The sequence below is a fragment of the Tardiphaga sp. 215_C5_N2_1 genome (assembly GCF_052076055.1).
Classification (GTDB): Bacteria; Pseudomonadota; Alphaproteobacteria; order Rhizobiales; family Xanthobacteraceae; genus Tardiphaga; species Tardiphaga robiniae.
The window spans coordinates 3,571,771-3,597,901 of record NZ_CP197240.1; the positions used below are offsets into that span (position 1 = coordinate 3,571,771).

Sequence of the window (26,131 nt, forward strand, 5' to 3'; positions counted from 1 at the left end):
CGCACCCCAAAAGTTGTACGATGACCCGACATCTAGCACCGACATCGGAGGCCGGCAAGCGCGTGCTCGAGCGGCCGCGCAGAACTAAAGTTCAACCCGAGGTGCGACGCCAAGAGAGCAGCTCGGCCTCATTCTCGCGCGGGTGTTGGGTACCCACTGATTGATTGGGTGGAATCGGTGTAGAAAGAGTCATCTGTCACGACAGGAGCCCACCGTGCCAACTGAACGCTTTCAATTCCCCGGCGCGGCCGGCCATATGCTGGCGGCGGCGCTGGACCTGCCCGATGGCGCTGTCCATACATATGCGCTGTTCGCGCATTGCTTCACTTGCGGCAAGGATGTGCTCGCGGCTCGGCGTATCTCCGCGGCGCTGACGCTCAAGGGCATCGCCGTGCTGCGCTTCGACTTCACTGGCCTCGGCTCCAGCGAGGGCGATTTCGCCAATAGCACGTTCTCGTCGAATATCGCCGATCTCGTAAAGGCCGCCGACCATTTGCGGGAAATACGCCAGACACCGGCAATCCTGATCGGCCACAGCCTCGGCGGCGCAGCGATCCTCGCCGCCGCTGAACAGGTGCCGGAAGCCAAGGCCGTTGTCACCATCGCGGCGCCCTCCGATCCCGCGCATGTCACCGACATGTTCGCCGAACATGTCGACGCGATCCGCGAAAAAGGCGAGGTCGAGGTCAAGCTCGCCGGCCGGCCGTTCAGCATCAAGCGTGAATTCCTCGACGATATCGCCGAGCACAATCTGATCACAAAGGTGACCAGGCTGCACAAGGCGCTGCTGATCATGCATGCGCCCACCGACGACACAGTGGGCATCGACAACGCCACGAAGATTTTCGTCGCTGCCAAACATCCCAAGAGCTTCGTCTCGCTGGCCGGCGCCGATCATCTGCTCACGCAAAAGCATGACGCGATCTATGTCGCCGATGTCATCGCCGCCTGGGCCGGACGCTATCTCAATGCGGTCGCCGTCACGCCCGTAGCGAGCCTGCCTGAAGAGCCGCGCAAGGTGGTGGTGAGCGAGACGCGCGCCAGCAAATTCCAGCAGGTCATCACTGTCGGCCCGCATCAGATACTCGCCGACGAGCCGATCGCCGCCGGCGGCGAGGACACCGGACCCGGTCCGTATGATCTGCTGCTCAGCGCGCTCGGCGCCTGCACCGCGATGACCATGCGGCTCTATGCCGAACGCAAGGCATTGCCGATGGACCACGTCACGGTGACGCTGAACCACAAGAAGATCTACGCCAGGGATTGCGAGGAATGCGAGACCAAGGACGGCATGCTGGACCAGATTGAACGCGTCATCACGATCGACGGCAAGCTCGATGCGGAGCAGCGCGCAAAGCTCATGGAGATCGCTGACAAGTGCCCGGTACACCGGACACTGACATCTGAGATCAGGATCGTGACGACAGCAGCAGAGTAAGCGTGTCGCTGACGCGCCTTTACCTGCTAGGGTCCGGATAGACTAGGCTGCGCCAGCCCGAGCGATCGAACGGCGCCCACGCGCCTTCCTTCTGCGCGAGACGCTCCGCCACTGCATAGACGACAGCGGGGTGATGCCCCATCCCGCAATGGCTGCTCTCGACCTCGATGCTCTCGGACATCGCCGATGACTTCTCCATGCAGCCCTGCCAGGCACAGACACCGTCGGTGCGGCTGTAGATCGCGGTGGTCGGGACCGGCGGCGTATCGGCAAGCGAACCACCGAAATCGTCGTCGGTGTCGTCGGCGCGTTTGCCGCTGGCGAATTCATAGACACGCCAGGCATTGGTGGATTTCGGATGGCCGGCAAACGGGCTACCCAGCGTGATCACCGAACGGACGCGGTCCGGCATCATCTTGGCGAGCTGGCGCGCATAAAGGCCGCCGAGACTCCAGCCGACCAGACTCACCTTGCGGCCGTGGGTCTCGTTCATCTCTTTCAGCAATTCGACCATGCTGCCCTGCACGCCGTCACGCAGCCCGAGATTGCGGCCCTGCTTCCAGCCGCTGACGGCATAGCCGCGGCCCTTGAGAAACGTGCGGAGCGGACCTGTCGAAACATCCGAGGCCACAAGGCCCGGCAGTACCAGTACCGGATGACCATCGCCACGCGGCGCGAGATTCAGCAGCGGCAGCGCGCCGAGAAAGGCGCCGAATTCGTGAACCGCACGGCCTTCAAGAAACATCAGGGTTTTCGATGGGGGACGTTGCGCCTGGGCCGTAGCCGACATCTGATTTCCTCTCGCCGGCGCGCTGGCCGGTCATATCGATTGATTTGAATGCAGCCTCACAGGGAGGGAATCACACAACGCACCGAAGCAACTATCAGTTCACTCAAGTTAAGGTCGGGTTTGTGGCAGTTCAAGCGCATCCCGATACCCCCCGGCGCCTCACTTCCGCAATGCGGAACTGCTCTCACAGCAGTCGCAACAGATATTCGATCGTGTAGAGCGCCAGCCCAGCGAGGCCGCCGATCAGCGAACCGTTGAAGCGGATATATTGCAGATCGCGGCCTATATTGACTTCGATGACACCGATCAGCTGCTGCATGTCCCAGCCCTTCACCTGATCGGCGATAAAACTCGACACGCCGCTTTTCTGATCGGCGATGAACGTGCGCAGCACCACGACGATGCCCTGGTTGATCTCGCCGCGCATCTCGGCATCGGCGCGCAGCGCTGCACCGGCCTCGACGAACACATTGGCCAGATGATGTGCCAGTACATTGCTTTCACCTGATGCACTGCGCTCGATGAAGCTGCGCGCATTGTTCCAGAGATTACGCCCAAGTTCGGCAAGCTCGGGGCGCGCCAGCAGATCGCGCTTCAACCCATCGATGCGGCCGGTGAAGCCGGGCTCGGTCTCCAGCCGATCGACGAAGGAGAGCAGCATGCGGTCGAACTCACCACGGAACGGATGCGCTGGATCCTTGCGTACATCGTCAAAGAAGGTCGTGGCCGACGCGACGATGCGCTTCAGCAGGAACGCATCGGCGCGATAGAGTTTGAGCAACGTCGGCAGCTCGTCGCGAATCTTGTTCTTGATGACAGCCAGCGTGTCCGGCTCGGTCAGCGCGCCATGCATCGCGCCGAGCAGATTGTCGAGCAGGCCCTGATGGCGACCATCCCGGATGAAGCCGCGCATGGTGCCGGCAGCGATGGGCGCGAGATCGACCGACTGCAGCTGGGTCATCACGCGGCGCGTGATGAAGGTTTTGAGACCAGACGTTTCCGTCGCCGACATCGCCTCCGGCAACAGCCGCAGCAAGAAACGCGCGAGATCCGCGCTACGCTTTTTATCGCTCAGCCAGTCTGCAACGAAACTCGCAAAATCCACCTCACGTAATTTGGCCTCGACCGGCCCGGCTTCGAGGAAATGCACCTCGATGAATTCACCCAACTTGTCGGCAATGCGATTTTGATTCGCCTGGATGATCGCGGTGTGCGGAATCGGCAGACCCAGCGGCCGACGGAACAGCGCGACAACGGCGTACCAGTCCGCCAATCCGCCAATGGTGGCCGCTTCCGCGAAGGCCGCAACGAATCCGAACGCGGGATGAATCGGCAGCAAGATTTTTGCACCGACAAACACGACCAGACAGCTCGCCAGCACCAGCGCCGCAATCGCCTTGACGCGGCGCAACTCTGCTGCGCGCGCAGCGTCGCCGGGACTCGCGAAAGACGAAAAACTGTTTGCGTCCATAGGCTTCCTCAACCGGTCAAGATGACCGGTTCCCGCTGTTAACATAATGTCGGACAATGTGAGTCACTGTCGTTAACCTTTCTTAAAGATGTCGCTCGCGGAACCTGCTCCGCGTGGTAAATCTCGATTCGAACTTGCGAGGCGCGCTTCGCTTTGATGCGCACCGAAGACCGTTTTGGGAATTTCATGAGCGAATCATTGTCGTACCGCCCCGCCCGCGATCCGCTACCGGATCAGGAACAGAAGCAGGCCGCGCTGAGCTATCTCAACGAAGCCTGGGCGGAAGCACGGCATGACGGCGTCGATGGCGATTGCCTCGCGCAGGCCAGCTTGTTCGCAGCCTTTGCCGAGCTCGTCGGCACCTATGGCGAAGACGCCGTGGCGAAGTTTGTCGAGGGTCTTCCGGGCCGCGTGCGCAATGGCGAGTTCTCGCTGACACTGGCACGGCAGTAAGATTTCTTACCCTCCCCTGAAGGGGGGGAGGGTCGGTGAGCAATCCGCGAAGCGGATGCGAGACGGGGTGGGGTGAGGCCACACACTACGTCGCTCGTGATTTCACCCCACCCCGCTGCGAGCTTCGCTCGCATCGACCCTCCCCCTCCAGGGGAGGGTGAAGAGTTCAAGCCTTCAACGTCTCCAGGAACTTCACCGTCTCGCCCTGCGACGGCGTGACCAGTTCGCCCTGCCACATCACGCGGCGGCCGCGCACGAAGGTGCCGACGGGCCAGCCGGTGACTTTCACACCGTCATAGGGCGTCCAGCCGGCCTTCGAGGCTACCCAGTCATTGGTGATGGTCTCGGTGCGCTTCAGATCCACGATGGTGAAGTCGGCGTCATAGCCCGCCGCGATGCGGCCCTTCATGGCGATGTTGTACAGCCGCGCGGGACCTGCACTCGACAGATCGACGAAGCGTGCCAGCGACAGGCGGCCGGCATTGACGTGATCCAGCATGATCGGCACCAGCGTCTGCACGCCGGTCATTCCCGAGGGCGACGCCGGATAGATTTTCTTCTTTTCCTCGAGCGTGTGCGGCGCGTGGTCGGAGCCGAGCACATCGATGATGCCCTGACTGATGCCATTCCAGATGCCGTCGCGATGGCTGGCATCGCGCACCGGCGGGTTCATCTGCGCCAGCGTGCCAAGACGCTCATAGCATTCCGGAGCCGCCATGGTCAGATGATGCGGCGTCGCCTCGCAGGACGCGACGTCCTTGTGGTCGCGCAAATATTCGATCTCTTCTTTCGTCGAGATATGCAGAACATGGATGCGCTTGCCGGTCTCGCGCGCAAGGTTGACCAGCCGCTGCGTCGCCATCAGCGCCGCAGTCTCGTCGCGCCAAACCGGGTGCGAACGGGTGTCGGCTTCGATGCGCAGGTTCTTGCGCTCGTTGAGGCGATATTCGTCTTCGGCATGGAAGGCGGCGCGGCGCTTGATGACCTGGAAGATGCGGCGCAGGCTGTCATCGTCCTCAACCAGCAGCGCACCGGTGGACGAGCCGATGAATACTTTCACGCCGGCGCAGCCGGGCGCGCGTTCGAGCTCCGGCAGGTCCTGCACGTTCTCGCGGGTGCCACCGATGAAGAAGGCGTAATCGCAATGCATGCGATGATGACCCCGCTTCACCTTGTCGGTGAAGGTCGCCTCGTCGATGGTCAGCGGATTGGTATTCGGCATTTCGAACACGCCGGTGACGCCGCCCATCACGGCGCTGCGTGATCCGGTCTCCAGGTCTTCCTTCTGTTCGAGGCCCGGCTCGCGGAAATGCACCTGGGTGTCGATCACGCCCGGCAGGATGTGCAGCCCCTTGCAGTCGATCACTTCAGCGGCCGAGGCCGCACCGAGCGATCCGATGGCCGCAATTCGGCCATTGCGAATGCCGATATCGCGCACGCCCTCGCCGTCCTGATTGACGACGGTGCCGTTCTTCAAAATCGTATCGAATGTCTGGGTCATCTGGTCTCGTCACAGCCTGTGAATGCCGCGCAGGATGAGCGCAGGCCTTGTTGTCGGCATCTTAGCGGCTTAACTTTAGCTGTCATATCCGCCAGCCGTGATTCACCCTCGTTTCCTGGCTCGTTTATTGGATTTTTCGAGATTTTCCCAATGAAAGCAGCGTTTCTCCCCGATCGGGGTGTGGTGAAAATCGCCGGCGACGACGCCCGCGGTTTCCTCAACAACCTCGTAACCTCCGAGATCGAGGTGGTGACGCCGGGCACCGCGCGGTTCGGCGCGCTGCTGACGCCGCAGGGCAAGATCATCGCCGACTTCCTCATCACCGAAGCACCGGCTGGCCATGGCGGCGGGCTCCTGATCGACTGCCCGCGCGAACTGGCACAACCGCTGGCCACCAAGCTCGGCTTCTACAAGCTGCGCGCCAAGGTGACGGTAGAGAATCTCTCCGACGCGCTCGGCGTGCTTGCGGTGTGGGATGGCGAGCCCGGCATGAAGCCGGACCTGACCTTCGCCGATCCGCGCAATGCGGAGCTTGGCTATCGCATCCTCGTGCCGCCCGATCTCGTCCCGAAGACGGCCGCGCTGGTCGGTGCCGAACTGGTCGATGCATCAGCCTATGAAGCGCACCGCATCAGGCTCGGCGTGCCACGCGGCGGAGCTGATTTCGCCTATGGCGATGCGTTCCCGCACGAAGCCAATATGGACAAGCTCGCCGGCGTCGATTTCGACAAGGGCTGTTACATCGGCCAGGAGGTCGTCTCCCGCATGCAGCATCGCGGCACCGCGCGCACGCGCATTGTCGGCGTCACGCTGGATGGCGCGGCGCCGGCCGCCGGCACCGAAATCCGCGCCGCGGACAAGCCGATCGGCACCATGGGCTCGTCTGCCGATGGCCGTGGCCTCGCCATGATCCGCACCGACCGCGCCAGTGATGCTCTCGATGCCGATGCCGCTTTCCTGGCCGGCGACATCGCCATTCATCTCGCCGACGCCGCTGCCGTACGCGCACTGGCCACGAAGAAGACCCCCGCATGAAAAAGATCTCGGCATGAGCAAACCCGCGATCACGCATGACGACGGCAAGACGCGCTGCCCGTGGCCGGGTGAAGATCCATTCTATGTCGCCTATCACGACACCGAATGGGGCGTCCCGGAATATGACGACCGCGCGCTCTACGAGAAGCTGATCCTCGATGGCTTCCAGGCCGGCCTCTCCTGGATCACCATCCTGCGCAAGCGCGACAATTTCCGCAAAGCATTCGATGACTTTCAGCCGGAAAAAATCGCGCGCTACAGCGAGAAGAAAGTTCATGCGCTGATGAACGATGCCGGCATCGTGCGCAACCGCGCCAAGATCGAAGGCGCGATCCTCAGCGCCAAGGGCTATCTGAAAATCATGGAAGAAGGCGCCGGCTTCTCGAAATATCTGTGGGACTTCGTCGACGGCAAGCCGCTGGTCAACAATTTCAAGACCCATGGCAGCGTGCCGGCCTCGACACCGCTATCGGCCAAGATCTCGAAAGACCTGCAGGGGCGCGGCTTCAAATTCGTCGGCCCGACCATCGTCTATGCCTTTATGGAGGCCACAGGCATGGTCAACGACCATCTCGTGACCTGCTTTTGCCACGAGGCCTGCATGGGCCTGAAGCGCAAGCCGCGCCTCAAGGCGAAGTAGTAACAAGAAACTCAAGACCAAGAACCGATGGCCAAATCGAAATTCGACCAAAGATTTTCCCGCGACGTCGCCACCCGCGCCTGGCAACGCATGCTGTCGGGCCGGCGGCTTGATCTGCTCGATCCCTCGCCGCTGGATATCGAAATTGCCGATATTGCCCACGGGCTCGCGCGCGTCGCGCGCTGGAACGGGCAGACCCACGGCGCGCATATTTTCTCGGTAGCACAGCACACGCTGCTGGTTGAAGCCGTGTTGCGCGAGCAGATGCCGCGCGCCGACGAGCGCGTGCGGCTCGCAGCCCTGCTGCATGACGCGCCGGAATATGTCATCGGCGACATGATCTCGCCGTTCAAGGCGGTGATCGGCGGCGATTACAAGGTGATCGAGAATCGCCTGCTCGGCGCCATCCACATCCGCTTCGGCCTGCCGCCAGCGCTGGAGCCCGGGATCACCAAACAGATCAAGGCCGCCGATATGGGCGCCGCCTATCTGGAAGCAACCCGGCTTGCGGGATTTAAGGAGGCCGAGGCAAAGCGTCTGTTCGGCAAGGATCCCGGCCTCTCGGAAGCTATGGTGGAAGATTACCTGACGCCGTGGTCGGCGGGGAAGGCTGAGAAGCGGTTTCTGGCAAGGTTTGAGGCGCTGCTGGCGTAATTTAAACTCCGTCATGCCCGGGCATGACGTGGAGAGAACGGAGCGTTATAACGACGCTCAACAAAAGGTTCCCCGATGATCCACGTCTGCTCGCTCGCCGATCTGCATCCCACCGTGAAGGACACGGCCGCGAGCCACGTGCTCACCATCATGGCCAATGTCGCGCAGGTGCAGCGGCCGCCGTCGATCAGCGAGGCCAATCATCTCAGGGTGCAGGTCGACGACATCACCGAGGTGATGGACGGCTTTGTCGCGCCCAACGAAGGTCACATCACGCAGGTGCTGGACTTCGTCCGCGGCTGGGATCGCGCCTCGCCGCTGGTGATCCATTGCTATGCCGGCATCTCGCGTTCCACCGCCAGCGCCTTTGCCGCCGCCTGCATGCTCAATCCGGACCGCGACGAGCGCGACATCGCGCTGCGAATCCGCGCCGCCTCGCCGATCGCCTCCCCCAACCGCCTGCTCGTGACTCTCGCCGACAAGGCGCTGGGCCGCGGCGGCCGCATGGTCCGCGCGCTCGACGAGATGGGCCCCGGCAATCTGACCGTGATCGGCAAGCCGTTTCGCCTCGATCTGGATTAATTCCAGCAATTACGCGCGGCGCGTGAACTAAAGTTCTCCACGACAACACATACCGATGGCCATGTCCCCGGGCGCCGTTCCGGGGCATGATTGGCGTGTGCCCTGCTTCCTGAAGGTTTGATAGTCGATGTTCGATGATTTCGGTTTCGTCACGCTAGTGATTGCCATCGTTGCCTTCATCTTCGCGCGCAAGGCGCGCAATGAAGTGAAGGTGCTGCGCGCCCGATTCGATGCCTATGAGGCGCTGCCGCGCGTCGCGGCAATGCCGGCCGCCGTCGCAAGGCCAGACCTCACACCGACCACGCCGAACATTGCATCCGCCCCTGCCGTATCCGAGACTCCAACCGAGGTGACCCGCGAAGCTGCCCCCTCGATCCAGCCGGATGTCCCTGCTCATACTACGCCCGAACCCGCCGCGCCTGTGGAAGCCCCTGCGGCTGGCCCCGGCTTCGAGGAACGCATCGGCACGCGCTGGGTGGTCTGGGTCGGCGGCCTCACGCTGGCGCTCGGCGGCTTCTTCATGGTGCGCTATTCCATCGAGGCCGGCCTGCTCGGCCCCGAAGTGCGCGTGCTGCTCGGCGGCCTGTTCGCCCTGGCACTGCTTGCCGTCGGCGAATTTGCGCGCCGCAAGGAAAGCCTGTCTGCGATTGCACCGCTGCCCATCGCCAATATTCCGGCGATCCTCACAGCGGCCGGCACTGCCGTCGCCTTTGCCACCGTCTACGCCGCCTATGCGCTGTACGACTTCCTCGTCCCCGGCACGGCCTTCGCCCTGCTCGGCATCGTCGCCATGTGCACCATGGCCGCGGCATTGCTGCACGGCCCGGCCCTTGCCGGCCTCGGCATCGCCGCCGCTTTCGTCACGCCGGTGCTGGTGTCGTCCGGCAAACCGGATTACTGGGCGCTGTATATCTATCTCGCCATCGTCATGGCGGCCGCCTTCGCTCTCGCGCGTATCCGGCTGTGGCGCTGGTTGGCGCTGACCACCATCGTCTTCGCGACGCTGTGGACCCTGCCGGGCCTCGACGCCGGCACACCGGCACTCGCGCTCCATGCGTTCCATGTCCTGGCCGGCTTCATCTTGGCCTCACTGCTGGTCGTCTGCGGCTTCCTGTATGGTCCGCCGGCCGAAGAAGGCCGCATCGAAGGCATCTCGTCGGGCGCGCTCAGTGCAAGCCTGCTCAGCGCGACGCTGGTGGTGCTCTCCAGCTTCCATGCCGACATCGCCATGGTGACCTTCGCGCTGATCGTCGCCGGCACGCTGTTCGTCGCCTGGTACGCTCAGGCCGCCACCGCGGCGGTTGCCGTGGCCGCAGGCGTCGTCGCCGTGGTCTTCCTGGAATGGGCCATCCAGGGCAATCTCGACATGCTGGTGCTGCCCGGCGGGCCACTGGCGGGCATCGGCGCCAGCCCGGTGGAAAGCTCGGTGTCGTTGCATCTCGCCTCCGCGGCGGTTTTCGCCCTCGGCTTCGGCGTGCTCGGCTTCCTCGCACAGGGCCGATCCGTTAGCGCCGTTATTCCGGTGATCTGGTCGGGCGCAGCGGTATTCACGCCGCTGGCGCTGCTGATCGCGCTCTATGCCCGCATCGCGCATCTCGATCGCTCGATCCCCTTCGCCATTCTCGCCGTGATCATCGGCGCAGCCTTCGCGGCCGCCACCGAACTGCTCGGCAAGCGCGAGCCACGTCCGGGCCTCGCGATCTCCACGGCGCTGTTCGCCACCGGTACGCTCGGTGCGCTGGCGCTGGGGCTGACCTTTGCACTGGAGAAAGGCTGGCTCACCATCGCACTGTCGCTGATGGCGCTGGGCACAGCCTGGATCTCCATGCAGCGGCCGATCCCGTTCCTGCGCTGGCTCGCAGCCATCCTCGCCGGCATTGTCGTCGCCCGCATGGGATGGGAGCCGCGCGTGGTCGGAGATCTCGTCGGCACCACGCCGATCTTCAACTGGCTGCTATGGGGTTACGGCGTGCCCGCTACTTCGTTCTGGGCCGCCAGCATCCTGATGCGCCGGCGCGGCGATGATGCACCGCTGCGCATGGTGGAGTCCGCAGCGATCCTGTTCACGGTGCTGCTGGCCTTTATGGAGATCCGCCACTTCGTAAATGGCGGCGATGTCTATCGGTCCTCCTCAAGCCTCACCGAGGTCGCGCTGCAGATCTGCGTCGCGTTGGCCATGGCAATCGGACTGGAACGCCTGTGGGAGCGGAGCCGCAGCATCGTTCACAGCGTCAGTGCCGGGCTGCTGACATTGTTCGCCGGCGTCGCAAGTCTCGGCGGGTTACTGTTCCTCACCAATCCCGGCATCTGGCACATCGATGTGGGCGGCATGGTCATCAACCTGCTGCTGCTCGGCTATGCCCTCCCCGCGGTGCTCGCTCTGCTGCTGTCCTATGCCGTCGCCGGCCGTCGCAAGCCGGCCTACGGCAACACCATCGCCGGTGGCGCGCTGGTGCTAGCCCTGATGTATGTGACGCTGGAAATCCGCCGCATCTATCATGGCCCGATTTTCTACAACGCCTCGATCACCGATGCCGAGCAATATACGCTGTCGATCGCGTGGCTGGGCTTTGGCGTCGTGCTGCTCGGCATCGGCATCCTGTTCAACTCGCAGCGCGCGCGGCTCGCCTCCGCCGTGGTCATCGCATTGACGATCCTCAAGGCGTTCCTGGTCGATATGTCGTCGCTGACGGGCGTCTACCGTGCACTGTCCTTCATGTGCCTCGGCCTCGTGCTGGTGGCTATTGGCTGGCTGTATCAGCGTATCCTGTTCTCTAGACGCACACAGTCACCCGCTGCGGCCCCTGCAGCAGAAAGCTGACGCCTCTCCAGCGCAATTCCCACTTGCACATTCCCTGCGATCGTCAATGATACCGACCGCGGCGATCCCCGGCCTTAAACCGGGGATCGCCGCATAAAAGCATCCGCGCACCAAGCGCGAGAGCCAAAAAAAGATCGGGAGCCCATGAACGTCCAGGGAAAGATCACCACAGATTCGTCCGTCGAAAACGCAGCCGAACATGTCGATGTCATAGTCGTCGGCGCCGGCATCTCCGGCATCGGCGCCGCCTATCATCTGACGAAGCAAAATCCCGATACGCGTTTTCTGATTCTGGAAACGCAGGGCAGTTTCGGCGGCACGTGGAATACCCATCGTTATCCTGGCATCCGCTCCGACAGTGACCTGCACACCTTCGGCTATCGCTTCAAACCATGGACCTCGGCACCCATCGCCACCGCCGCGGAGATCCTGCGCTATATGGGCGATGTGATCGCCGAGAACGGCCTCGACACGCATATCCGCTACAATCACAAGATCCTGTCCGCCAACTGGTCGAATGACGACAAGCTCTGGATGCTCACCGTCATTCGTCACGACACCGGCGAGACGCTGTTCTTCACCACGCGCTTTCTCTGGATGTGTCAGGGCTATTACAACCACAATCAGGGTTACACGCCGCAATGGCCGGGCATGGACCGGTTCAAGGGCCGCATGGTGCATCCACAGACGTGGCCGGAGGATCTCGACGTCACCGGCAAGAAAGTCGTGGTGATCGGCTCCGGTGCGACTGCAGCGACTCTGGTGCCGGCCATTGCCGACAAATGCGCTGAAGTCACCATGCTGCAGCGCTCGCCGACTTTCTTCATCACCGGCCGCAATGCCAACGCTCTGGCAGAGACGCTGCGCGAGCTGGATGTCGACGAAGAATGGGTCCATGAGATCGTCCGCCGCAAGATCCTGTTCGATCAGCACACCTTCACCAAGCGGACCAACAGCGAGCCGGAGGTGGTGAAAGAGGAATTGCTGAAGGGCGTGCAGGCCTATCTCGGCAAGGACTACGACGTCGCCACACATTTCACGCCGCGCTACCGACCATGGCGACAGCGTATCGCCTTCATTCCGGATGGCGACCTGTTCCAGAGCATCAAGGCCGGCAAGGCGACAGTGGTCACCGATGAGATCGAGACCTTCACCGAACACGGCATCACGCTGAAATCCGGCAAGACGATCGACGCCGACGTGGTCGTTACCGCCACCGGCTTCAATCTCAATATGCTCGGCGATATCGCCTTCTCCATCGATGACGCGCCGCTGAACTTCTCCGACACTGTGACCTATCGCGGCATGATGTTCACCGGCGTGCCGAACATGGTGTGGATCTTCGGCTATCTCCGTGCCAGCTGGACATTGCGCGTCGATCTCGTGGCCGACTTCGTCTGCGGGCTGCTGAAGCATATGGAGACAACCAGCGTCACGACGATCACGCCGCAGTTGCGGCCCGAAGATCGCGACATGCCGCTGCTGTCATGGATCGACCCCGAGGACTTCAACCCGGGCTACATCATGCGCGGCATGCACCTGTTGCCGAAACGCGGCGACAAGCAGAAGTGGCAGCACAACCAGGACTACTGGAGCGACAAGGACGTATTTCCGGCCATCGCCTATGACGATCCGATCTTCCGATACACGTAACAAACGTTCAACACATCGCGCATTTCTCCAAGCATTGCGCAAACATAATTGACCATCATGAAACCGTTTCGCGGTTCAGCTATTGCTGCAGTGCGACCATTCGGCTCCAATCACAATTGGACCGACCGCATTGCTGCATCAGCCCGCCTCCCGGCGGAGAGCCAATTCTAGAAATCGGAGCCCCCAATGTCGAAAACTGTCGCGGATGAGATTGTCCATGTTCTTGAGACGATTGGCGTACAGCAGATTTTCGGCCTGATCGCCGACTCGCTTAATCCTTTGGCGGACTCGGTCCGGCGCAGCAAGATCGAATGGGTCGGGGTACGGCACGAGGAAGGCGCGGCGCTGGCCGCCGCAGGCCAGGCCAAGCTCACCGGCAAGCTCGGCGTTTGCGCCGGCTCCACCGGGCCCGGCAGCACGCATCTCGTCGCCGGTCTCTATGAAGCGGCGCGCGATCACGCCCCGGTGCTGGCACTCTCGGGCGAAATGGCGCGAGCAGCAAAAGGCGTCGACTTTTTCCAGACCACCGAGCCGGACCTGCTGTTTCGCGACGTCGCACTCTACACCCAGACCATCACCACCGCCGCGCAGGCGCCCGGCGTGATCCATCAGGCCATCTCCACCGCCTATGCAGGGCCTGGCGTCGCGCATCTGACGCTGCCTGTCGACGTGCTGTCGTCGAAAGCCGAAGGGGCGACAGCGAGCCTTGCCACGCTGGTGCCACGCGGCGAGATCCTCCCGAATGATGCCGCCATACAGGAAGCCGCCCGCCGCATCGACGAAGCCAGCAGCGTTGTCATCATGTGCGGCCATGGCGCCATCGGCAGCGCCGAACTCCTGCGTGCACTCAGCGATAAGCTGAAGGCGCCACTGGTGCATTCGGTGCGCGGCAAGGAGATCATGGCGTTCGATGACATCAGATGGATGGGCGGGCTCGGCATGATCGGCACCAAGGCCGTCTACAATGCCGTGCATGATTGCGACCTGCTCGTCATGGTGGGCACCGACTATCCCTATTCCAACTTCCTGCCGCGCAAGGGCAATGTCATCCAGATCGATGTGCGCGCCGAAGCACTCGGCAGGCGCACGCCGACGAGCCTCGGCGTCATCGGCTCGGCACGCCCCGCGTTGAAGATGCTGCTGGACAGGGTGCAGACCAAGACCGACGGCCAGTTCTTCGAGACGACCAGTCACGCCCGCAAGAAGTGGGATGAGATGCTCGACAAGCAGGCCGATCCTGCGCGCAGCAAGAACAGGATCCACCCGCAGGCCGTCGCGCGCATCGCCAGCGATCTGGCACGGCCCGATGCAATCTTCGTGTTCGACACCGGATTGAACACCCTGTGGTCGGCGAACTGGATCCGCCAGAACGGCACCCAGCGCATCATCGGCTCGTTCAACAATGCCGCGGTCGGCACGTCCGTCGGCCAGGGCAACGGCGTGCAGATCCTCGATCGCAGCAAGCAGGTGATCGTGCTCACCGGCGACGGCGGCTTCAACATGCTGATGGGCGAATTCATGACGGCTGTGCAGCACAAGCTGCCCATCAAGGTCATCGTCTATAACAACTCCGCCCTGGGCCTGATCACGCTGGAAGCCGAAAGCATTGGCCTGGCGCCGTTCCGCGAGGCCATCGAATTCCCCAATCCGGATTTCGCCGCGCTGGCCCGCGCCTGCGGCGCTCAGGGCTTCACAGCCAAAGCGCCGGGCGATCTCAAAAAGGCTATCGCCGACGCGCTGGCCTGTGACGGACCCGCCATCGTCGATTGCGTGGTCGCCGCCGACGAGATCCCGAACCTGCCGCATGTGGACGCCGCCATGGTGGGCAATTACGCGCTGGCGAAGATCAAGGAAGCAGTGATGGCGGTGACTGGCTGATCTCGGACCTATCAGCTGTCATGCGCGGGCTTGTCCCGCGTATCCACGTCTTGGCCGAGGCGAGCAAGACGTGGATGGCCGGGACAAGCCCGGCCATGACGAACGAGAGAACGGAGCGCAAGGTCGCCTAAAGTGTTCGCCAAAAATACACTTCGCCACACCTGCTCAATTTATCGCCGAGAATAAATCCAGCCTGCCCAAAGCCGGAGCAAAACACTTCAAGCCTCAAGCACTCAGCAGAAAACCTGCGCGATTGCTTGAGGCTTTTTCGCGCCCAAGATGGCACGCAGCTTGCGTATGTGCGGTACCCAGGAAACCGCATCATGCCACCGAAACAAGTTCAACTCACCGTCCAGAACATCAGCAAGTCGTTTGCCGGCAAGGGCGGCGACGTCAATGTGCTCGACGATCTCTCTTTCACCATCAACGAACGCGATTTCGTCAGCATTATTGGCCCCAGCGGCTGCGGCAAGACGACCATCTTCAACATCATCGCAGGCCTGCTGGAGCCCGATGGCGGCACTATCACCTATCGCGGCAAGGAGATCGAAAGTCTGCGCGGCCGCGTCGGCTACATGATGCAGAAAGACCTGCTGTTTCCGTGGCGCACGGTGATGGGCAATGTGCTGCTCGGGCTGGAGACTCGCGGCGTCGACCAGAAGGAGGCCGAGGAGAAAGCGCGCGAGTATCTCAAGCAGTTCGGCCTCGCCGGCTTCGAGAATGCCTATCCCAAGACCCTGTCCGGTGGCATGCGCCAGCGTGTGGCGCTGATCCGCACGCTGATCATGGATCCCGACATCCTGCTGCTCGACGAGCCATTCTCGGCGCTGGATTATCAGACGCGGCTGTATCTCGAAGGCGTGCTGAAGGATGCAGTCCAGAAATTCAACAAGACGGTCATCCTCGTGACCCATGACATCGACGAAGCGGTCGCGCTGTCGAAGCGCGTCGTCGTGCTGTCCGGCCGCCCGGCACGGGTGAAGGTCGTGCATGAGATCGACATCGAGGCAACCTCACCCATCACCGCGCGCAACGACGTGAAATTCTCGACCTATTTCAAGACGCTTTGCGCCGAACTCGATATCCAGACGGAGACAACGTCATGAGCCTCGTGATGTCCGGCACATCCACGCGCAAGAAGACCGCACCGCGCAAGTCCCGCAAGAAGCGATCGACCTTCGACACCACGCTCGGCCGCGCCGTGCTGCAATTGCTCGCCGTCGCAGTGTTCTTCGCGCTATGGGAGCTCGGCGTCCATGCCGGCTATATCTCGGCATTCTTGATGGGGTCGCCATCTGGCATCTTCGCCACGTTCTACAAGCTGGTCCTGAGCGGCGAACTGCTGTCGGATTCCTGGTACACGCTGTTCGAGGCCATTTTGGGCTTCATCATCGGCACCATCTTCGGATCGCTGTTCGGTCTGGCGCTGTGGTATTCGGTGTTCGTCGCGAAGCTGGTCGAGCCTTTCATCGTTGCCATCAATTCCGTGCCGAAGATCGCGCTCGCGCCCATCGTGGTGCTGTGGTTCGGCACCGGCCTGATATCGAAGGTCGCACTCGCTGTTTCACTCACTGCACTGGTAGCGCTGATCGCCGCTTATCAGGCGGCCAAGGATGCCGACGTCGATCTGCAGTCGCTGATGATCTCCATGGGCGCCGACAAGCATCAGGTGTTCTGGAAGGCTGTAGTGCCATCCACACTGCCGTCGATTATCGCCACCTTCCGCATCAATATCGGCTTCGGCCTGGTCGGCGCCGTTGTCGGCGAGTTCATCTCGTCGCAGCGCGGCCTCGGCCACATGATCTTCCTCGCCTCCAGCCTGTACGACCTCAACTCGGTCTGGGTCGGGTTGTTCACGCTGATGATCCTCGGCTTCGTGCTCTATTACGTCATCGACATCATCGAGCGCACCTCGCTGCCGTGGAAGCAGGCGACCACCTCGCATCAGGTCCAGGTTTAACCCCTCTCTTCCACCATAACGGAGACGTTCTATGTCGTTGTTGAAGCGTATCACCGGCGCAGTCGCGCTGGCTGGAGTCTTACTCGCCACGCCAGCGATGGCGCAGAACAAGAAGGTGGTGTTGTCGCAGGCCTTCCAGTCGATGCTGTACCTGCCGCTCTATGTCGCCATCAATGAGGGCTTCTTCACCGCGCAGGGCCTCGACCTCACCAAGGAAACCGCGGGCTCGCCCACAGTCGCACTCTCGGCAGTGATCTCCGGCAGCGCACAATTCTCGATCCATGGCCCGGAATGGACCGCCATTGCGGCCTCCAAGGGCGCGCCGGTCGGCGTCATCGCCAACGTCGTTAACGGCGCCGCGGTGTGGATCGCCACCGCGCCGGATTTCAAATTCACTGACGTCAAGAGCCTGAAGGGCCAGAAGGTGGTCGTTGGCACCATGCCGACCACCAGCACCTCGCTGTTCCTGAAGCTACTGAAAGAGAACGGCATGGACGGCAAGACCGATGTGGAGATGATCCCCGTCGCGATCGGCAGCGAACCGGGTCCGTTCCTCGCCAAGCAGGCTGACGTCGCCGTGATGTATGAACCCGGCCTCGATCAGGTTGTCGCCAAGGGAATGAAGGTGGTCTACGGCTTCCCGAAGAGCTACGGCGCCTATGCATTTTCGTCGGTGACCGCACGCAACGACGTCAATCCGGATCTGGCGCAGCGCGTCACCAACGGTATGGAAATGGCGATGCGGTTCATGAAGAAAGATCCTGCCAGGACCGTGGCCATTGCGCAGAAGGAATTTCCAACGCTGGATCCCGCGGTGATCGAGTCTGCCGTCAAGCGTATGCTGGCCGACGGCGTCTATCCGGACAGCGTCGATATTTCTGCGCCATCGCTGAAGATCTCCATGGACACCCAGATCGCGCTCGGCAATCTCGCGGCCCAGCCCGACTATGACAAGTTTGTCGTGAAGAAATATATCGAGCCCGCACTGGCGATGAAGTAATATCGAAGGCGCGCAGCCTCGCGGCTGCGCGCCTCTCTTGATCCCAGAAGAAACGTTCAGGACGACACGACATGACGAATGCAACCGCGCGCACTGCAACATCTGGCGCGGGGGTTCTGGACCTGCTGCGGCTGTTCAAGGGCAACACATCTGCGGCAGATCACTACGCATCGGAGCGGCTCGCACAGGCCAAGGCTGCCGAACCCATACTGAAGGCCTTTGAGGTCCTCCCCACCGACACTGTGCGCAAGCCGGGGCCGCTCTCCGGCATCCCCGTCGCCATCAAGGACATCATCGCCACCACCGACATGCCGACAACCAACGGCTCGGCCGTCTATGCCGATCACGTGCCATCGGCCGATGCCTGGGTGGTTGAACGGTTGCGCAATCTCGGCGCCACCATCTTCGGCAAGACGGTCTCCACCGAATTCGCCTGGCGCCATCCTGGCCCGACCACCAATCCCTGGAACAGCAAGCACACGCCGGGCGGTTCGTCCTCCGGCTCCGCAGCCTCTGTTGCCGCCGGTATCGTGCCCCTGGCGCTGGGCACGCAGACGCTGGGCTCCATCGTCCGCCCCGCCGCCTTCAATGGCGTCGTCGGCTTCAAGCCGAGCTTCGGCGCTATCCCCCGCAGCGGCGCGCACCACCTCAGCCAGTCGCTCGACCACATCGGCTTCTTCGCGCGCAAGGTCGATGACGTCGCCTATGCGCTGTCACTGATCGCAGGCACCAGCGACAGCGATCCGCATGGCGCGCCGGTGCCGGGTTTCGAAATCTCCGTCGAGCGCGGTGTACCGCCGCTGCCGTCACCACGTCTCGCAGTGGTGCGCTTTGCCAAATTCGCCAAGGCCGAGAGCGAACAGCAACAGGTGTTCGAGGCCTCTGTCGCGCGACTGCGCAGCGCCGGCGCGTCGATCGAGGAACTTGAACTGCCCGAACTGGATCGCAGCAACTGGGACGCGATCAACATCATTCTGGCCGCCGAAGGGGCGGTGATCTTTGGCGATCTCGTCGCACGCTACCCTGACAAGACCAGCGATCACCTGAAGAAACTGGTGGAAACCGGCAGCGCCATCAGCGCGGCAGCCTATCTCAAGGCCAAGGCGTTGCAGATGAAGCTGCGTGCGGATTTCACCGCGCAGATGACGAATTACGATGCGGTGCTGACGCTGCCGGCCTATGGCGAAGCACCGGAAGGGCTGAGCTATACCGGCGACGCCGAATATTGCGCGCCATGGACCCTGATCGGCGTGCCCGCGCTGTCGCTGCCGGCCGGGTTCGGCAAGAACCATCTGCCACTCGGCCTGCAGGTGGTCGGCACCTATCTGAACGACTTGCGCACGCTGCGTGTTGCGAAGTGGATCGAGAGCGCGCTGGCGTTTTCGCCGGGATTGCCGGAGATCAAATAGCAAGAAGCCCTCGCCCGGTCTCGGGCGAGGGCCTCACCTTGATGCTTACTTCTTCACCGCGCCATCGGGATGCGTGGGATCGACCCACAACACCGTCTCCGGCTTCTCCACCGGCTCGATGTCGATATTAATGGCGACCGCTTCGCCGTCGCTGCGCACCAGCACGCATTCCAGCACTTCGTCAGCGCTGGCATTGATCTCCTGATGCGGCACGTAAGGCGGCACGAAGATGAAATCGCCAGGACCGGCCTCCGCGGTAAACTGCAGGCGATCGCCCCAGCGCATCCGCGCCTTGCCCTTCACCACATAGATGACGCTTTCGAGATGGCCGTGGTGATGCGCTCCGGTCTTGGCATCCGGCTGGATCGACACGGTGCCGGCCCAGAGCTTCTGCGCACCGACGCGCGCGAAATTGATCGCGGCCGCGCGGTCCATACCTTTCGTCGAGGGCACGTTGGTATCGAGGTTGTCAGCCGGTATGACGCGAATGCCGTCGTGCTTCCAGCGATCCGGATCATGGTCGTGAGAATGATCATGCGCGTGATCGTGCGGATGAGTGTGATCGTGGCCGTGACCGGACATTTCAATGCCTTCTTGGGTTCCGAAGAAATGCTGCCACCGCATGCGGCATCACGCCCCCGGGAGTGAGGAACATTCAATTGAGCTGGCAATTGTCTCTGCGAAGCTCAAGCAGCGCGTATCGAGAATGGTCTCGGAACTGCGTCTGCAACATGACAGGAGTATCCCATGGGTGCCACCGCAGACAAGATCAAGGGAGCCGCGAACGAAGCCATCGGCAAGGCCAAGCAGGGCGTCGGTGAAGCCGTCGGTTCGGACCGCCTGCAGGGCGAAGGCCTGATCCAGGAAGGCAAGGGCCACGCGCAGAAGGCCGTCGGCGATGCCAAGCAGGCTGCCAAGGACGCTGCCGACACGGCGTCGGATTTCGCGAACCGCAAACTTTAACCAATTCCAACCGGCGGAGTTTTGACTCCTCCGTTGGTCGCAGGTGACGCTGCAAAAGAAGCCGGTCCCGTAAGGGGCCGGCTTTTTTGCGTTCTGGCACCACGCGTTGCGCTGGTTGCGCCGGGTATGACATAGGTCAATACCTGCGCAGGGGAGCATCCGACCCAAAGCCCTGATGGCAACGATATTTCGGCCAGTTCCCGGACTTCCCCCTCGCTGGTCCGGCTGGTAAACCCCCGCTATGTTCAAGGTCGCCGCCCTCTATCAATTCGCTGCGCTGCCGGATTTTCGGCAATTGCGCGAGCCGCTGCGCGCCTATTGCGCCAATCTCGGCATCAAAGGCTCGATCCTGCTCGCCGAGGAAGGCATCAACGGCACCGTGGCCGGGACCGACGCCGCCATCGACGCACTGGTGCGCGAACTTGAGACCGGCGTGATGTTCAGCGACCGGCTGAACCATCTCGAGCTGAAATTCTCCCGCGCCAGCCTGATGCCGTTCCTGCACATGAAGGTGCGGTTGAAAAAGGAGATCGTCACCCTCGGCGATCCCCAGACCGATCCGACCAAGACGGTTGGCACCTATGTCGACGCCGCCGACTGGAACGATCTCATCGCCAACGAGAACACGCTGGTGCTCGATACGCGCAACGCGTTCGAAGTGGCGATGGGCACGTTCGAGGGCGCGGTCGATCCGGAGATCGCAAGCTTCGGCCAGTTCAAGGATTTCGTGGCGCGTACGCTGGATCCCGCCAAGCACACGAAAATCGCGATGTTCTGCACCGGGGGCATCCGCTGCGAGAAGGCGAGTTCTTATCTGCTCTCGCGCGGTTTCGCCGACGTCTATCATCTCAAGGGCGGCATCCTGAAATATCTCGAGGAGATCCCCGAGGCCGAGAGCCGCTGGCGCGGAGAATGTTTCGTGTTCGACCAGCGCGTCGCGCTCGGTCATGGCCTTGTCGAGAGCCAGTCGGTCAAGCCTGACTTGCCGATCAATTCGGAAGATTTTGCGATGCTGCGGGAGAGCGCATCCGATGAGTGAGACCGCAAAAGACCTGACAGGCTTACGCGAACGTATCGACGCACTCGAAACTCGCGTCGCCTATCAGGACGACACGATCGAGACGCTGAATGCGACGATCACCGCTCAGTGGAAACAGATCGACATGCTGACGCGGCAGGTCGCCACGCTCGGCGAGCGGCTGCAGGAGGCCGAAAGCAACAGCGGCGCGCCGCGGAACGAACCTCCGCCGCATTATTAACTCTGCTGTCGTCCCCGCGAAGGCGGGGACCCATAACCACGGTCAGCATGCTTCAAGCGGCAGAGTTATAGGCACAGCGTCTTTTCCAACTCTTCGGCGTGTATGGGTCCCCGCCTCCGCGGGGACGACACCTGATAGGCCAGTGCTCTAAACCGACAAATCCGCCGCCAGCTTGCGGTCTCGCAACTCGCGCTTCAGCACCTTGCCGATAGCGCTGCGCGGCAACACATCGACCAGCACGACATCGTTGAGTCGCTGGAACTTGCCGACACGCTCATTCGTCCAGGCCTTCAGGCCCGGCGCATCGACTGAGGCACCCGCCTTCATCACCACGAAGGCGACCGGTGTCTCACCCCACTCTTCCGACGGCATGGCCACGACAGCGGCTTCGAGCACGTCGTCGTGTTTCGTCAGCACGGCTTCGAGATCGCTCGGATAGATGTTGAAACCGCCGGAAATGATCATGTCCTTCTTGCGGTCCATCAGCTGCAGAAAGCCGTCTTCGTCAAAGCGCCCGACATCGCCGGTGCGGACATAGCGCTTTCCGGAAGCGTCGTGCCAGAACGTCTCGGCGGTCTTGCCGGGCTGGTTGAGATAGCCCTGCATGATGACGGGCGAATGCCCGACCACTTCGCCAATCTCGCCTTGGGCAACGAAATTGCCGTCCTCGTCAATCAGGCGGATCTCATGATCCGGCGCTGGCTGGCCGACGGTGTGCAGCTTGGTCGGGTGTTCATGCGCAAGCAACACGCAGGTGCCGCCACCCTCGGTCATCCCGTAATATTCGGTCAGCCCGCCCGGCCAGCGTTTCAACACGTCGGCCTTCAGCGCGCCGCCGAATGGCGCCGAGGTCGAGAATTTCATCACGAAAGACTTCAGATCGAAACTATCGAAATCCGGCACCGCCATGATGCGGCGATACTGCACCGGCACCAGCATCGCGTGGGTCGCACGATGTCTGGCGCTGAGTTCAAGGAAGCCGCGCGCATCGAACTTCTTCATCAGCACCAGGGTGCCGCCACCGGCGAGTGTCGGATTGAAACAGACCAGCGTGGTGTTGGAATAGAGCGGCGTCGACAGCACGGTGACCGCATCCGGCCCGTAGCCGAGCGGATCGAGCTGGCCATATTGCCGCCAGCGCATCCAGCAGGTGTGGATGATGCCTTTCGGCGTACCGGTCGTGCCCGAGGAATAGATGATATTGAAGACCCATTCCGGATCGATCGTCACTGGCGCTGGCTTCCCACCTTCCGGCTCGAGCCATTGCGCGAACGGCTTTCCGGCCTTGCCGCCGTCAAGCGCAATGCGCTGGACCGACGGATCGATCGCAGCATCCGCAAAGGAGGCCGCCGTCGAGTCATCCATGAACAGGATTTTTGCCGCAGCATCTTTCACCATTGCGGCGAAATCCGCGGGTGTCGATGACGGCGCCAGCGGCGCCACCGCCACACCGACGCGCAGTGCACCGAGGAAGACCGCAGCATATTCGATGGAGGAGAGTGCACAGATCGAGATCACATCGCGCGGCTTGAGGCCGCTGGCCTGCAGCGATGCAGCGATACGGTCGATCAGCGCATCGAAGGCGGCGTAATCGATCTGGCGATCGGCATCGATCACGGCGATCTTGGTCGGCTTGGACGCGGCGGTGTTACGGACCAGTGCATCGAGGGTGATGAAGTCGGGCATGTTGTTTCTCCCAGTCTTTTTTGTTCTTTATCAACTATCCACGTCATTGCGAGGAGCGGAGCGACAAAGCAATCCAGAAAGCGACAAGGAAAGACTGGATTGCTTCGTCGCCAAGAGGCTCCTCGCAATGAGGGCTGAGGGTAAGGCGGCTACCGATCCAGCTTTTCGCCGTTCAGCCATTTCTTCCCACTGGCATAAAGCGCCTCCACCGCGTCGCCGCGCAGCCCGGGCATGTCTGGCTTGATCTGATAACCGATCTGGCTCTGCAGATAAGCGAGATGGCGATAGCCCTCGGGGAAGCTCGCGAGCAGATCCGTATCGAGCTTCAGCGGCGCACCGGGTACGACGGGATCCATGCGGTCCTTTTCATAAATCGGCTGGCGCAGCACCATGCCCCATTTGCCGTCACGCTTTTCGAGGAAATCATAGAAGCGTCCGGTCAGCATCACGTCGACATTGACGCCGTGCACCAGCGCGCGCTGGGCAATGGTCATCTTGGTCTGCGAAATTGCGCGGTTGCCAGCGAGATCGATCGATTGCGCGCCGAGGAAATGCATGATCGAGACGCCCTTGGCCCAGCCAGCCTTGCTCATGGCGATGAACTCGTCGGCCGTGCCCTGGGTCCAGGTGGCCACCATACGGCCATCGTCAAACCAGACAGTGCGAAAGCGATCCCAGTCGCCGGCATCGCGCCAGACTACCCAGTTTTCAATCAGATCGCGGATGGCAAGGCGGTCGATAATCTCTATATCCATGGAATATCCAATATGCAGGGCAGGCGCCGATGCGCGCGTGTTCCGTAATCATATCCGATCAGGCTTCCGCGAAAAGAGCGTTCATGACAAAGCAGACATCCTCCATGCCCGCGCCGGTTGCGCCGCGTCATCCGCATTCCTCCACGACCCACGGCATCACTGTGACCGATGACTATGCCTGGCTGAAGGATGCCAAATGGCAAGAGGTGTTGCGCGATCCCAGCGTGCTGGAGCCGGAGATCCGCACCTATCTGGAGGCCGAGAACGCCTATACCGAGAGCCTGCTCGGCGGCACGGCGGCGCTGCAGACCAAGTTGGTTGCGGAAATGCGCGGCCGCATCAAGGAAGACGATTCCAGCGTCCCGTCGCCGGATGGCCCTTATGCTTATTTGCGGAAATTCCGCGAGGGCGGCCAGCATGAATTATTCGGCCGCATGCCGCGGGATGGCGGCGAGGCCACCATCGTTCTCGATGGCGACAGGCTTGCCGCCGACCACAAATATTTCAAGTTCGGCGGCGCCCGCCATTCACCTGATCACGCGCTGGAAGCCTGGAGTGCCGACGTCAAGGGCTCGGAATATTTCACCATCCGCGTGCGTGACTGGGCCACCGGCAGTGATCTCGACGACGTGGTCGAGGAGACCGATGGCGGCGTGGTGTGGACGCTCGATTGCAAGTCCTTCTTCTATGTGAAGCTCGACGACAATCATCGTCCGATGCAGGTCTGGCTGCACAGGCTGGGCACCAGACAGGCGGACGACAGGCTGATATTCGAGGAGCAGGATTCCGGCTGGTTCACCCATATCCATGAAAGCGCCAGCGGCCGCTTCTGCGTCATCGCCGGCGGCGATCATGAGACCTCCGAGCAGCAACTGATCGATCTCGCCACGCCAGACGCGCCGCCGCGACTCGTGGCGAAGCGCGAAGACGGCGTGCAATATTCGCTGGCCGATCGCGGCGACGAGCTGTTCATCCTGACCAATGCCGATGGCGCCATCGACTTCAAGATCGTCACCGCACCGCTGGCTTCGCCCGCGCGCGGCAACTGGACGGACCTGATCCCATATCGCGAGGGCATCTATGTCCTCGACATGGATCTCACTGCCGGCCATCTCGTCCGTCTGGAGCGTGCCAATGCGCTGCCGTCGATCGTGATTCGCGATCTCACCACCAAGGACGAACACGCCATCGCCTTCGACGAAGCCGCCTATTCGCTCGACACCATGGGCGGCTACGAATTCGATACGACCACGCTTCGCTTTGCCTATTCCTCGATGACGACGCCGTCGGAAGTCTATGATTACGACATGGCGACGCGCGAACGGACGTTGCGCAAGCGTCAGGAGATCCCGTCCGGCCACAACCCCGCTGACTATCTCACCACGCGCATCATGGCCAAGGCCCATGACGGCGCCGAAGTCCCGGTGTCGATCCTGCATCGCAAGGACCTGGCACGGGACGGCAAGGCGCCGCTGCTGCTCTATGGCTATGGTTCCTACGGCATGGCGATGCCTGCGTCGTTCTCCGCCAACCGGCTGTCGCTGGTCGATCGCGGTTTCGTCTATGCCATCGCGCATATCCGCGGCGGCGCCGACAAGGGCTGGGGCTGGTATCTCGACGGCAAGCGCGACAAGAAGACGAACTCATTCGATGATTTCGCGGCCGCTGCGCGTGCGCTGATATCAGCGAAATATACATCCGAGAAAAACATCGTTGGCCATGGCGGCAGCGCCGGCGGCATGCTGATGGGCGCCGTCGCCAATCGCTCCGGCGAGCTATTCTCCGGCATCGTTGCCGAAGTGCCATTCGTCGATGTGCTCAACACCATGCTCGACGACACGCTGCCACTGACGCCGCCGGAATGGCCCGAATGGGGCAACCCGATCGAGAGCGAAGCCGACTTCAAGACCATCCTGTCCTACTCGCCCTATGACCAGGTCGCGGCGAAAGCCTATCCGAAGATTCTGGCGATGGGTGGCCTCACCGATCCACGCGTCACCTATTGGGAGCCGGCGAAATGGATCGCACGGCTGCGCGCGACGATGACGGGTGGCGGGCCGGTGCTGCTGCGGACGAATATGGGCGCCGGTCACGGTGGCGCGTCCGGGCGTTTCAACCGGCTGGATGAGATCGCGATCGTCTATGCGTTCGCACTGTGGTCGGTGGGGATGGCGGAGAGCTAG

General features: G+C 62.1%; 23 protein-coding genes. 17 read left to right on the forward strand and 6 right to left on the reverse strand.

Translation table 11 applies throughout. The annotated features are described in order from the left end of the window. Window positions 1-214 precede the first annotated feature (214 nt). On the forward strand, window positions 215-1,438 hold the full coding sequence (locus tag AB7828_RS17035) for a bifunctional alpha/beta hydrolase/OsmC family protein (RefSeq protein WP_441230689.1): 1,224 nt from the start codon (window positions 215-217) through the stop codon (window positions 1,436-1,438). A gap of 19 nt (window positions 1,439-1,457) precedes the next feature. On the opposite strand, the gene AB7828_RS17040 is transcribed toward AB7828_RS17035, so the two are convergent. Further along, window positions 1,458-2,228: an esterase/lipase family protein gene (locus AB7828_RS17040; RefSeq protein WP_441230690.1), complete on the reverse strand. Its 771-nt coding sequence runs from the start codon at window positions 2,226-2,228 to the stop codon at window positions 1,458-1,460. Window positions 2,229-2,412: 184 nt separating this feature from the next. Continuing rightward, the gene (locus AB7828_RS17045; RefSeq protein ID WP_231079203.1) at window positions 2,413-3,699 is read right to left on the reverse strand and encodes a DUF445 domain-containing protein; all 1,287 of its coding nucleotides are present in this window, start codon (window positions 3,697-3,699) and stop codon (window positions 2,413-2,415) included. A 186-nt stretch (window positions 3,700-3,885) separates the two neighbouring features. Here AB7828_RS17045 and AB7828_RS17050 point away from each other — a divergent pair, with 186 nt between their 5' ends. Continuing rightward, the gene (locus AB7828_RS17050) at window positions 3,886-4,152 is read left to right on the forward strand and encodes a hypothetical protein (protein ID WP_068730348.1); all 267 of its coding nucleotides are present in this window, start codon (window positions 3,886-3,888) and stop codon (window positions 4,150-4,152) included. A gap of 166 nt (window positions 4,153-4,318) precedes the next feature. On the opposite strand, the gene AB7828_RS17055 is transcribed toward AB7828_RS17050, so the two are convergent. After that, window positions 4,319-5,653, reverse strand: a complete 1,335-nt coding sequence (locus AB7828_RS17055; protein ID WP_441230691.1) for a dihydroorotase — start codon at window positions 5,651-5,653, stop codon at window positions 4,319-4,321. Window positions 5,654-5,803: 150 nt separating this feature from the next. On the opposite strand from AB7828_RS17055, the gene ygfZ reads away from it, so the two are divergent. The 11 genes from ygfZ (at window position 5,804) to AB7828_RS17110 (ending at window position 19,285) form a co-directional block, all read left to right on the forward strand. Next, window positions 5,804-6,688: a CAF17-like 4Fe-4S cluster assembly/insertion protein YgfZ gene (gene ygfZ / locus AB7828_RS17060; RefSeq protein ID WP_441230692.1), complete on the forward strand. Its 885-nt coding sequence runs from the start codon at window positions 5,804-5,806 to the stop codon at window positions 6,686-6,688. A gap of 13 nt (window positions 6,689-6,701) precedes the next feature. Continuing rightward, window positions 6,702-7,328 (forward strand): DNA-3-methyladenine glycosylase I, encoded by a 627-nt coding sequence (locus AB7828_RS17065; protein ID WP_441230693.1) that lies wholly within the window; start codon window positions 6,702-6,704, stop codon window positions 7,326-7,328. A 27-nt stretch (window positions 7,329-7,355) separates the two neighbouring features. Next, window positions 7,356-7,982 (forward strand): YfbR-like 5'-deoxynucleotidase, encoded by a 627-nt coding sequence (locus AB7828_RS17070; RefSeq protein ID WP_439065046.1) that lies wholly within the window; start codon window positions 7,356-7,358, stop codon window positions 7,980-7,982. Window positions 7,983-8,057: 75 nt separating this feature from the next. Continuing rightward, a complete protein-coding gene (locus AB7828_RS17075) occupies window positions 8,058-8,564 on the forward strand; it encodes a tyrosine phosphatase family protein (RefSeq protein WP_231079197.1) in 507 nt (168 codons plus the stop codon). Window positions 8,565-8,691: 127 nt separating this feature from the next. Beyond that, window positions 8,692-11,385: a DUF2339 domain-containing protein gene (locus tag AB7828_RS17080; protein WP_441230694.1), complete on the forward strand. Its 2,694-nt coding sequence runs from the start codon at window positions 8,692-8,694 to the stop codon at window positions 11,383-11,385. A gap of 144 nt (window positions 11,386-11,529) precedes the next feature. Continuing rightward, window positions 11,530-13,038, forward strand: a complete 1,509-nt coding sequence (locus tag AB7828_RS17085; protein WP_441230695.1) for a flavin-containing monooxygenase — start codon at window positions 11,530-11,532, stop codon at window positions 13,036-13,038. 186 nt (window positions 13,039-13,224) lie between these two features. Then, window positions 13,225-14,916: a thiamine pyrophosphate-dependent enzyme gene (locus AB7828_RS17090; RefSeq protein ID WP_441230696.1), complete on the forward strand. Its 1,692-nt coding sequence runs from the start codon at window positions 13,225-13,227 to the stop codon at window positions 14,914-14,916. 323 nt (window positions 14,917-15,239) lie between these two features. Then, window positions 15,240-16,022 (forward strand): ABC transporter ATP-binding protein, encoded by a 783-nt coding sequence (locus AB7828_RS17095; RefSeq protein WP_089265846.1) that lies wholly within the window; start codon window positions 15,240-15,242, stop codon window positions 16,020-16,022. Further along, the gene (locus AB7828_RS17100) at window positions 16,019-16,876 is read left to right on the forward strand and encodes an ABC transporter permease (RefSeq protein WP_441230697.1); all 858 of its coding nucleotides are present in this window, start codon (window positions 16,019-16,021) and stop codon (window positions 16,874-16,876) included. Before AB7828_RS17095 ends, AB7828_RS17100 begins: the two co-directional genes overlap by 4 nt. 31 nt (window positions 16,877-16,907) lie before the next feature. Continuing rightward, window positions 16,908-17,876, forward strand: a complete 969-nt coding sequence (locus AB7828_RS17105) for an ABC transporter substrate-binding protein (protein WP_441230698.1) — start codon at window positions 16,908-16,910, stop codon at window positions 17,874-17,876. Between the two features lie 71 nt (window positions 17,877-17,947). Next, entirely contained in the window at window positions 17,948-19,285 is a 1,338-nt protein-coding gene (locus AB7828_RS17110) for an amidase (protein WP_231079189.1), read from the forward strand. Between the two features lie 45 nt (window positions 19,286-19,330). Here the strand turns inward: AB7828_RS17110 and AB7828_RS17115 are convergent, their stop codons facing one another. After that, window positions 19,331-19,867, reverse strand: coding sequence for a cupin domain-containing protein (locus AB7828_RS17115; RefSeq protein WP_089266238.1), 537 nt, complete (start codon window positions 19,865-19,867; stop codon window positions 19,331-19,333). A gap of 165 nt (window positions 19,868-20,032) precedes the next feature. On the opposite strand from AB7828_RS17115, the gene AB7828_RS17120 reads away from it, so the two are divergent. The 3 genes from AB7828_RS17120 (at window position 20,033) to AB7828_RS17130 (ending at window position 21,507) form a co-directional block, all read left to right on the forward strand. Further along, window positions 20,033-20,248: a CsbD family protein gene (locus AB7828_RS17120; RefSeq protein WP_441230699.1), complete on the forward strand. Its 216-nt coding sequence runs from the start codon at window positions 20,033-20,035 to the stop codon at window positions 20,246-20,248. 241 nt (window positions 20,249-20,489) lie between these two features. Further along, the gene (gene trhO / locus AB7828_RS17125; RefSeq protein WP_441230700.1) at window positions 20,490-21,287 is read left to right on the forward strand and encodes an oxygen-dependent tRNA uridine(34) hydroxylase TrhO; all 798 of its coding nucleotides are present in this window, start codon (window positions 20,490-20,492) and stop codon (window positions 21,285-21,287) included. Further along, complete coding sequence (locus AB7828_RS17130; RefSeq protein ID WP_068728893.1) at window positions 21,280-21,507, forward strand: SlyX family protein; 228 nt, start codon at window positions 21,280-21,282, stop codon at window positions 21,505-21,507. The genes trhO and AB7828_RS17130 overlap by 8 nt, the downstream gene beginning before the upstream one ends. A gap of 147 nt (window positions 21,508-21,654) precedes the next feature. On the opposite strand, the gene AB7828_RS17135 is transcribed toward AB7828_RS17130, so the two are convergent. Next, window positions 21,655-23,193 (reverse strand): class I adenylate-forming enzyme family protein, encoded by a 1,539-nt coding sequence (locus tag AB7828_RS17135; RefSeq protein WP_441230701.1) that lies wholly within the window; start codon window positions 23,191-23,193, stop codon window positions 21,655-21,657. A 149-nt stretch (window positions 23,194-23,342) separates the two neighbouring features. After that, window positions 23,343-23,948, reverse strand: a complete 606-nt coding sequence (locus AB7828_RS17140; protein ID WP_439074754.1) for a nuclear transport factor 2 family protein — start codon at window positions 23,946-23,948, stop codon at window positions 23,343-23,345. Window positions 23,949-24,031: 83 nt separating this feature from the next. Here AB7828_RS17140 and AB7828_RS17145 point away from each other — a divergent pair, with 83 nt between their 5' ends. Continuing rightward, window positions 24,032-26,131: a S9 family peptidase gene (locus tag AB7828_RS17145; RefSeq protein ID WP_441230702.1), complete on the forward strand. Its 2,100-nt coding sequence runs from the start codon at window positions 24,032-24,034 to the stop codon at window positions 26,129-26,131.

Coding starts and splice junctions, on each gene's coding strand:
- AB7828_RS17040 (WP_441230690.1), bottom strand. CDS start 2,228: ATGTCGGCTACGGCCCAGGCGCAACGTCCCCCATCGAAAACCCTGATG.
- AB7828_RS17045 (WP_231079203.1), bottom strand. CDS start 3,699: ATGGACGCAAACAGTTTTTCGTCTTTCGCGAGTCCCGGCGACGCTGCG.
- AB7828_RS17050 (WP_068730348.1), top strand. CDS start 3,886: ATGAGCGAATCATTGTCGTACCGCCCCGCCCGCGATCCGCTACCGGAT.
- AB7828_RS17055 (WP_441230691.1), bottom strand. CDS start 5,653: ATGACCCAGACATTCGATACGATTTTGAAGAACGGCACCGTCGTCAAT.
- ygfZ (WP_441230692.1), top strand. CDS start 5,804: ATGAAAGCAGCGTTTCTCCCCGATCGGGGTGTGGTGAAAATCGCCGGC.
- AB7828_RS17065 (WP_441230693.1), top strand. CDS start 6,702: ATGAGCAAACCCGCGATCACGCATGACGACGGCAAGACGCGCTGCCCG.
- AB7828_RS17070 (WP_439065046.1), top strand. CDS start 7,356: ATGGCCAAATCGAAATTCGACCAAAGATTTTCCCGCGACGTCGCCACC.
- AB7828_RS17075 (WP_231079197.1), top strand. CDS start 8,058: ATGATCCACGTCTGCTCGCTCGCCGATCTGCATCCCACCGTGAAGGAC.
- AB7828_RS17080 (WP_441230694.1), top strand. CDS start 8,692: ATGTTCGATGATTTCGGTTTCGTCACGCTAGTGATTGCCATCGTTGCC.
- AB7828_RS17085 (WP_441230695.1), top strand. CDS start 11,530: ATGAACGTCCAGGGAAAGATCACCACAGATTCGTCCGTCGAAAACGCA.
- AB7828_RS17090 (WP_441230696.1), top strand. CDS start 13,225: ATGTCGAAAACTGTCGCGGATGAGATTGTCCATGTTCTTGAGACGATT.
- AB7828_RS17095 (WP_089265846.1), top strand. CDS start 15,240: ATGCCACCGAAACAAGTTCAACTCACCGTCCAGAACATCAGCAAGTCG.
- AB7828_RS17100 (WP_441230697.1), top strand. CDS start 16,019: ATGAGCCTCGTGATGTCCGGCACATCCACGCGCAAGAAGACCGCACCG.
- AB7828_RS17105 (WP_441230698.1), top strand. CDS start 16,908: ATGTCGTTGTTGAAGCGTATCACCGGCGCAGTCGCGCTGGCTGGAGTC.
- AB7828_RS17110 (WP_231079189.1), top strand. CDS start 17,948: ATGACGAATGCAACCGCGCGCACTGCAACATCTGGCGCGGGGGTTCTG.
- AB7828_RS17115 (WP_089266238.1), bottom strand. CDS start 19,867: ATGTCCGGTCACGGCCACGATCACACTCATCCGCACGATCACGCGCAT.
- AB7828_RS17120 (WP_441230699.1), top strand. CDS start 20,033: ATGGGTGCCACCGCAGACAAGATCAAGGGAGCCGCGAACGAAGCCATC.
- trhO (WP_441230700.1), top strand. CDS start 20,490: ATGTTCAAGGTCGCCGCCCTCTATCAATTCGCTGCGCTGCCGGATTTT.
- AB7828_RS17130 (WP_068728893.1), top strand. CDS start 21,280: ATGAGTGAGACCGCAAAAGACCTGACAGGCTTACGCGAACGTATCGAC.
- AB7828_RS17135 (WP_441230701.1), bottom strand. CDS start 23,193: ATGCCCGACTTCATCACCCTCGATGCACTGGTCCGTAACACCGCCGCG.
- AB7828_RS17140 (WP_439074754.1), bottom strand. CDS start 23,948: ATGGATATAGAGATTATCGACCGCCTTGCCATCCGCGATCTGATTGAA.
- AB7828_RS17145 (WP_441230702.1), top strand. CDS start 24,032: ATGACAAAGCAGACATCCTCCATGCCCGCGCCGGTTGCGCCGCGTCAT.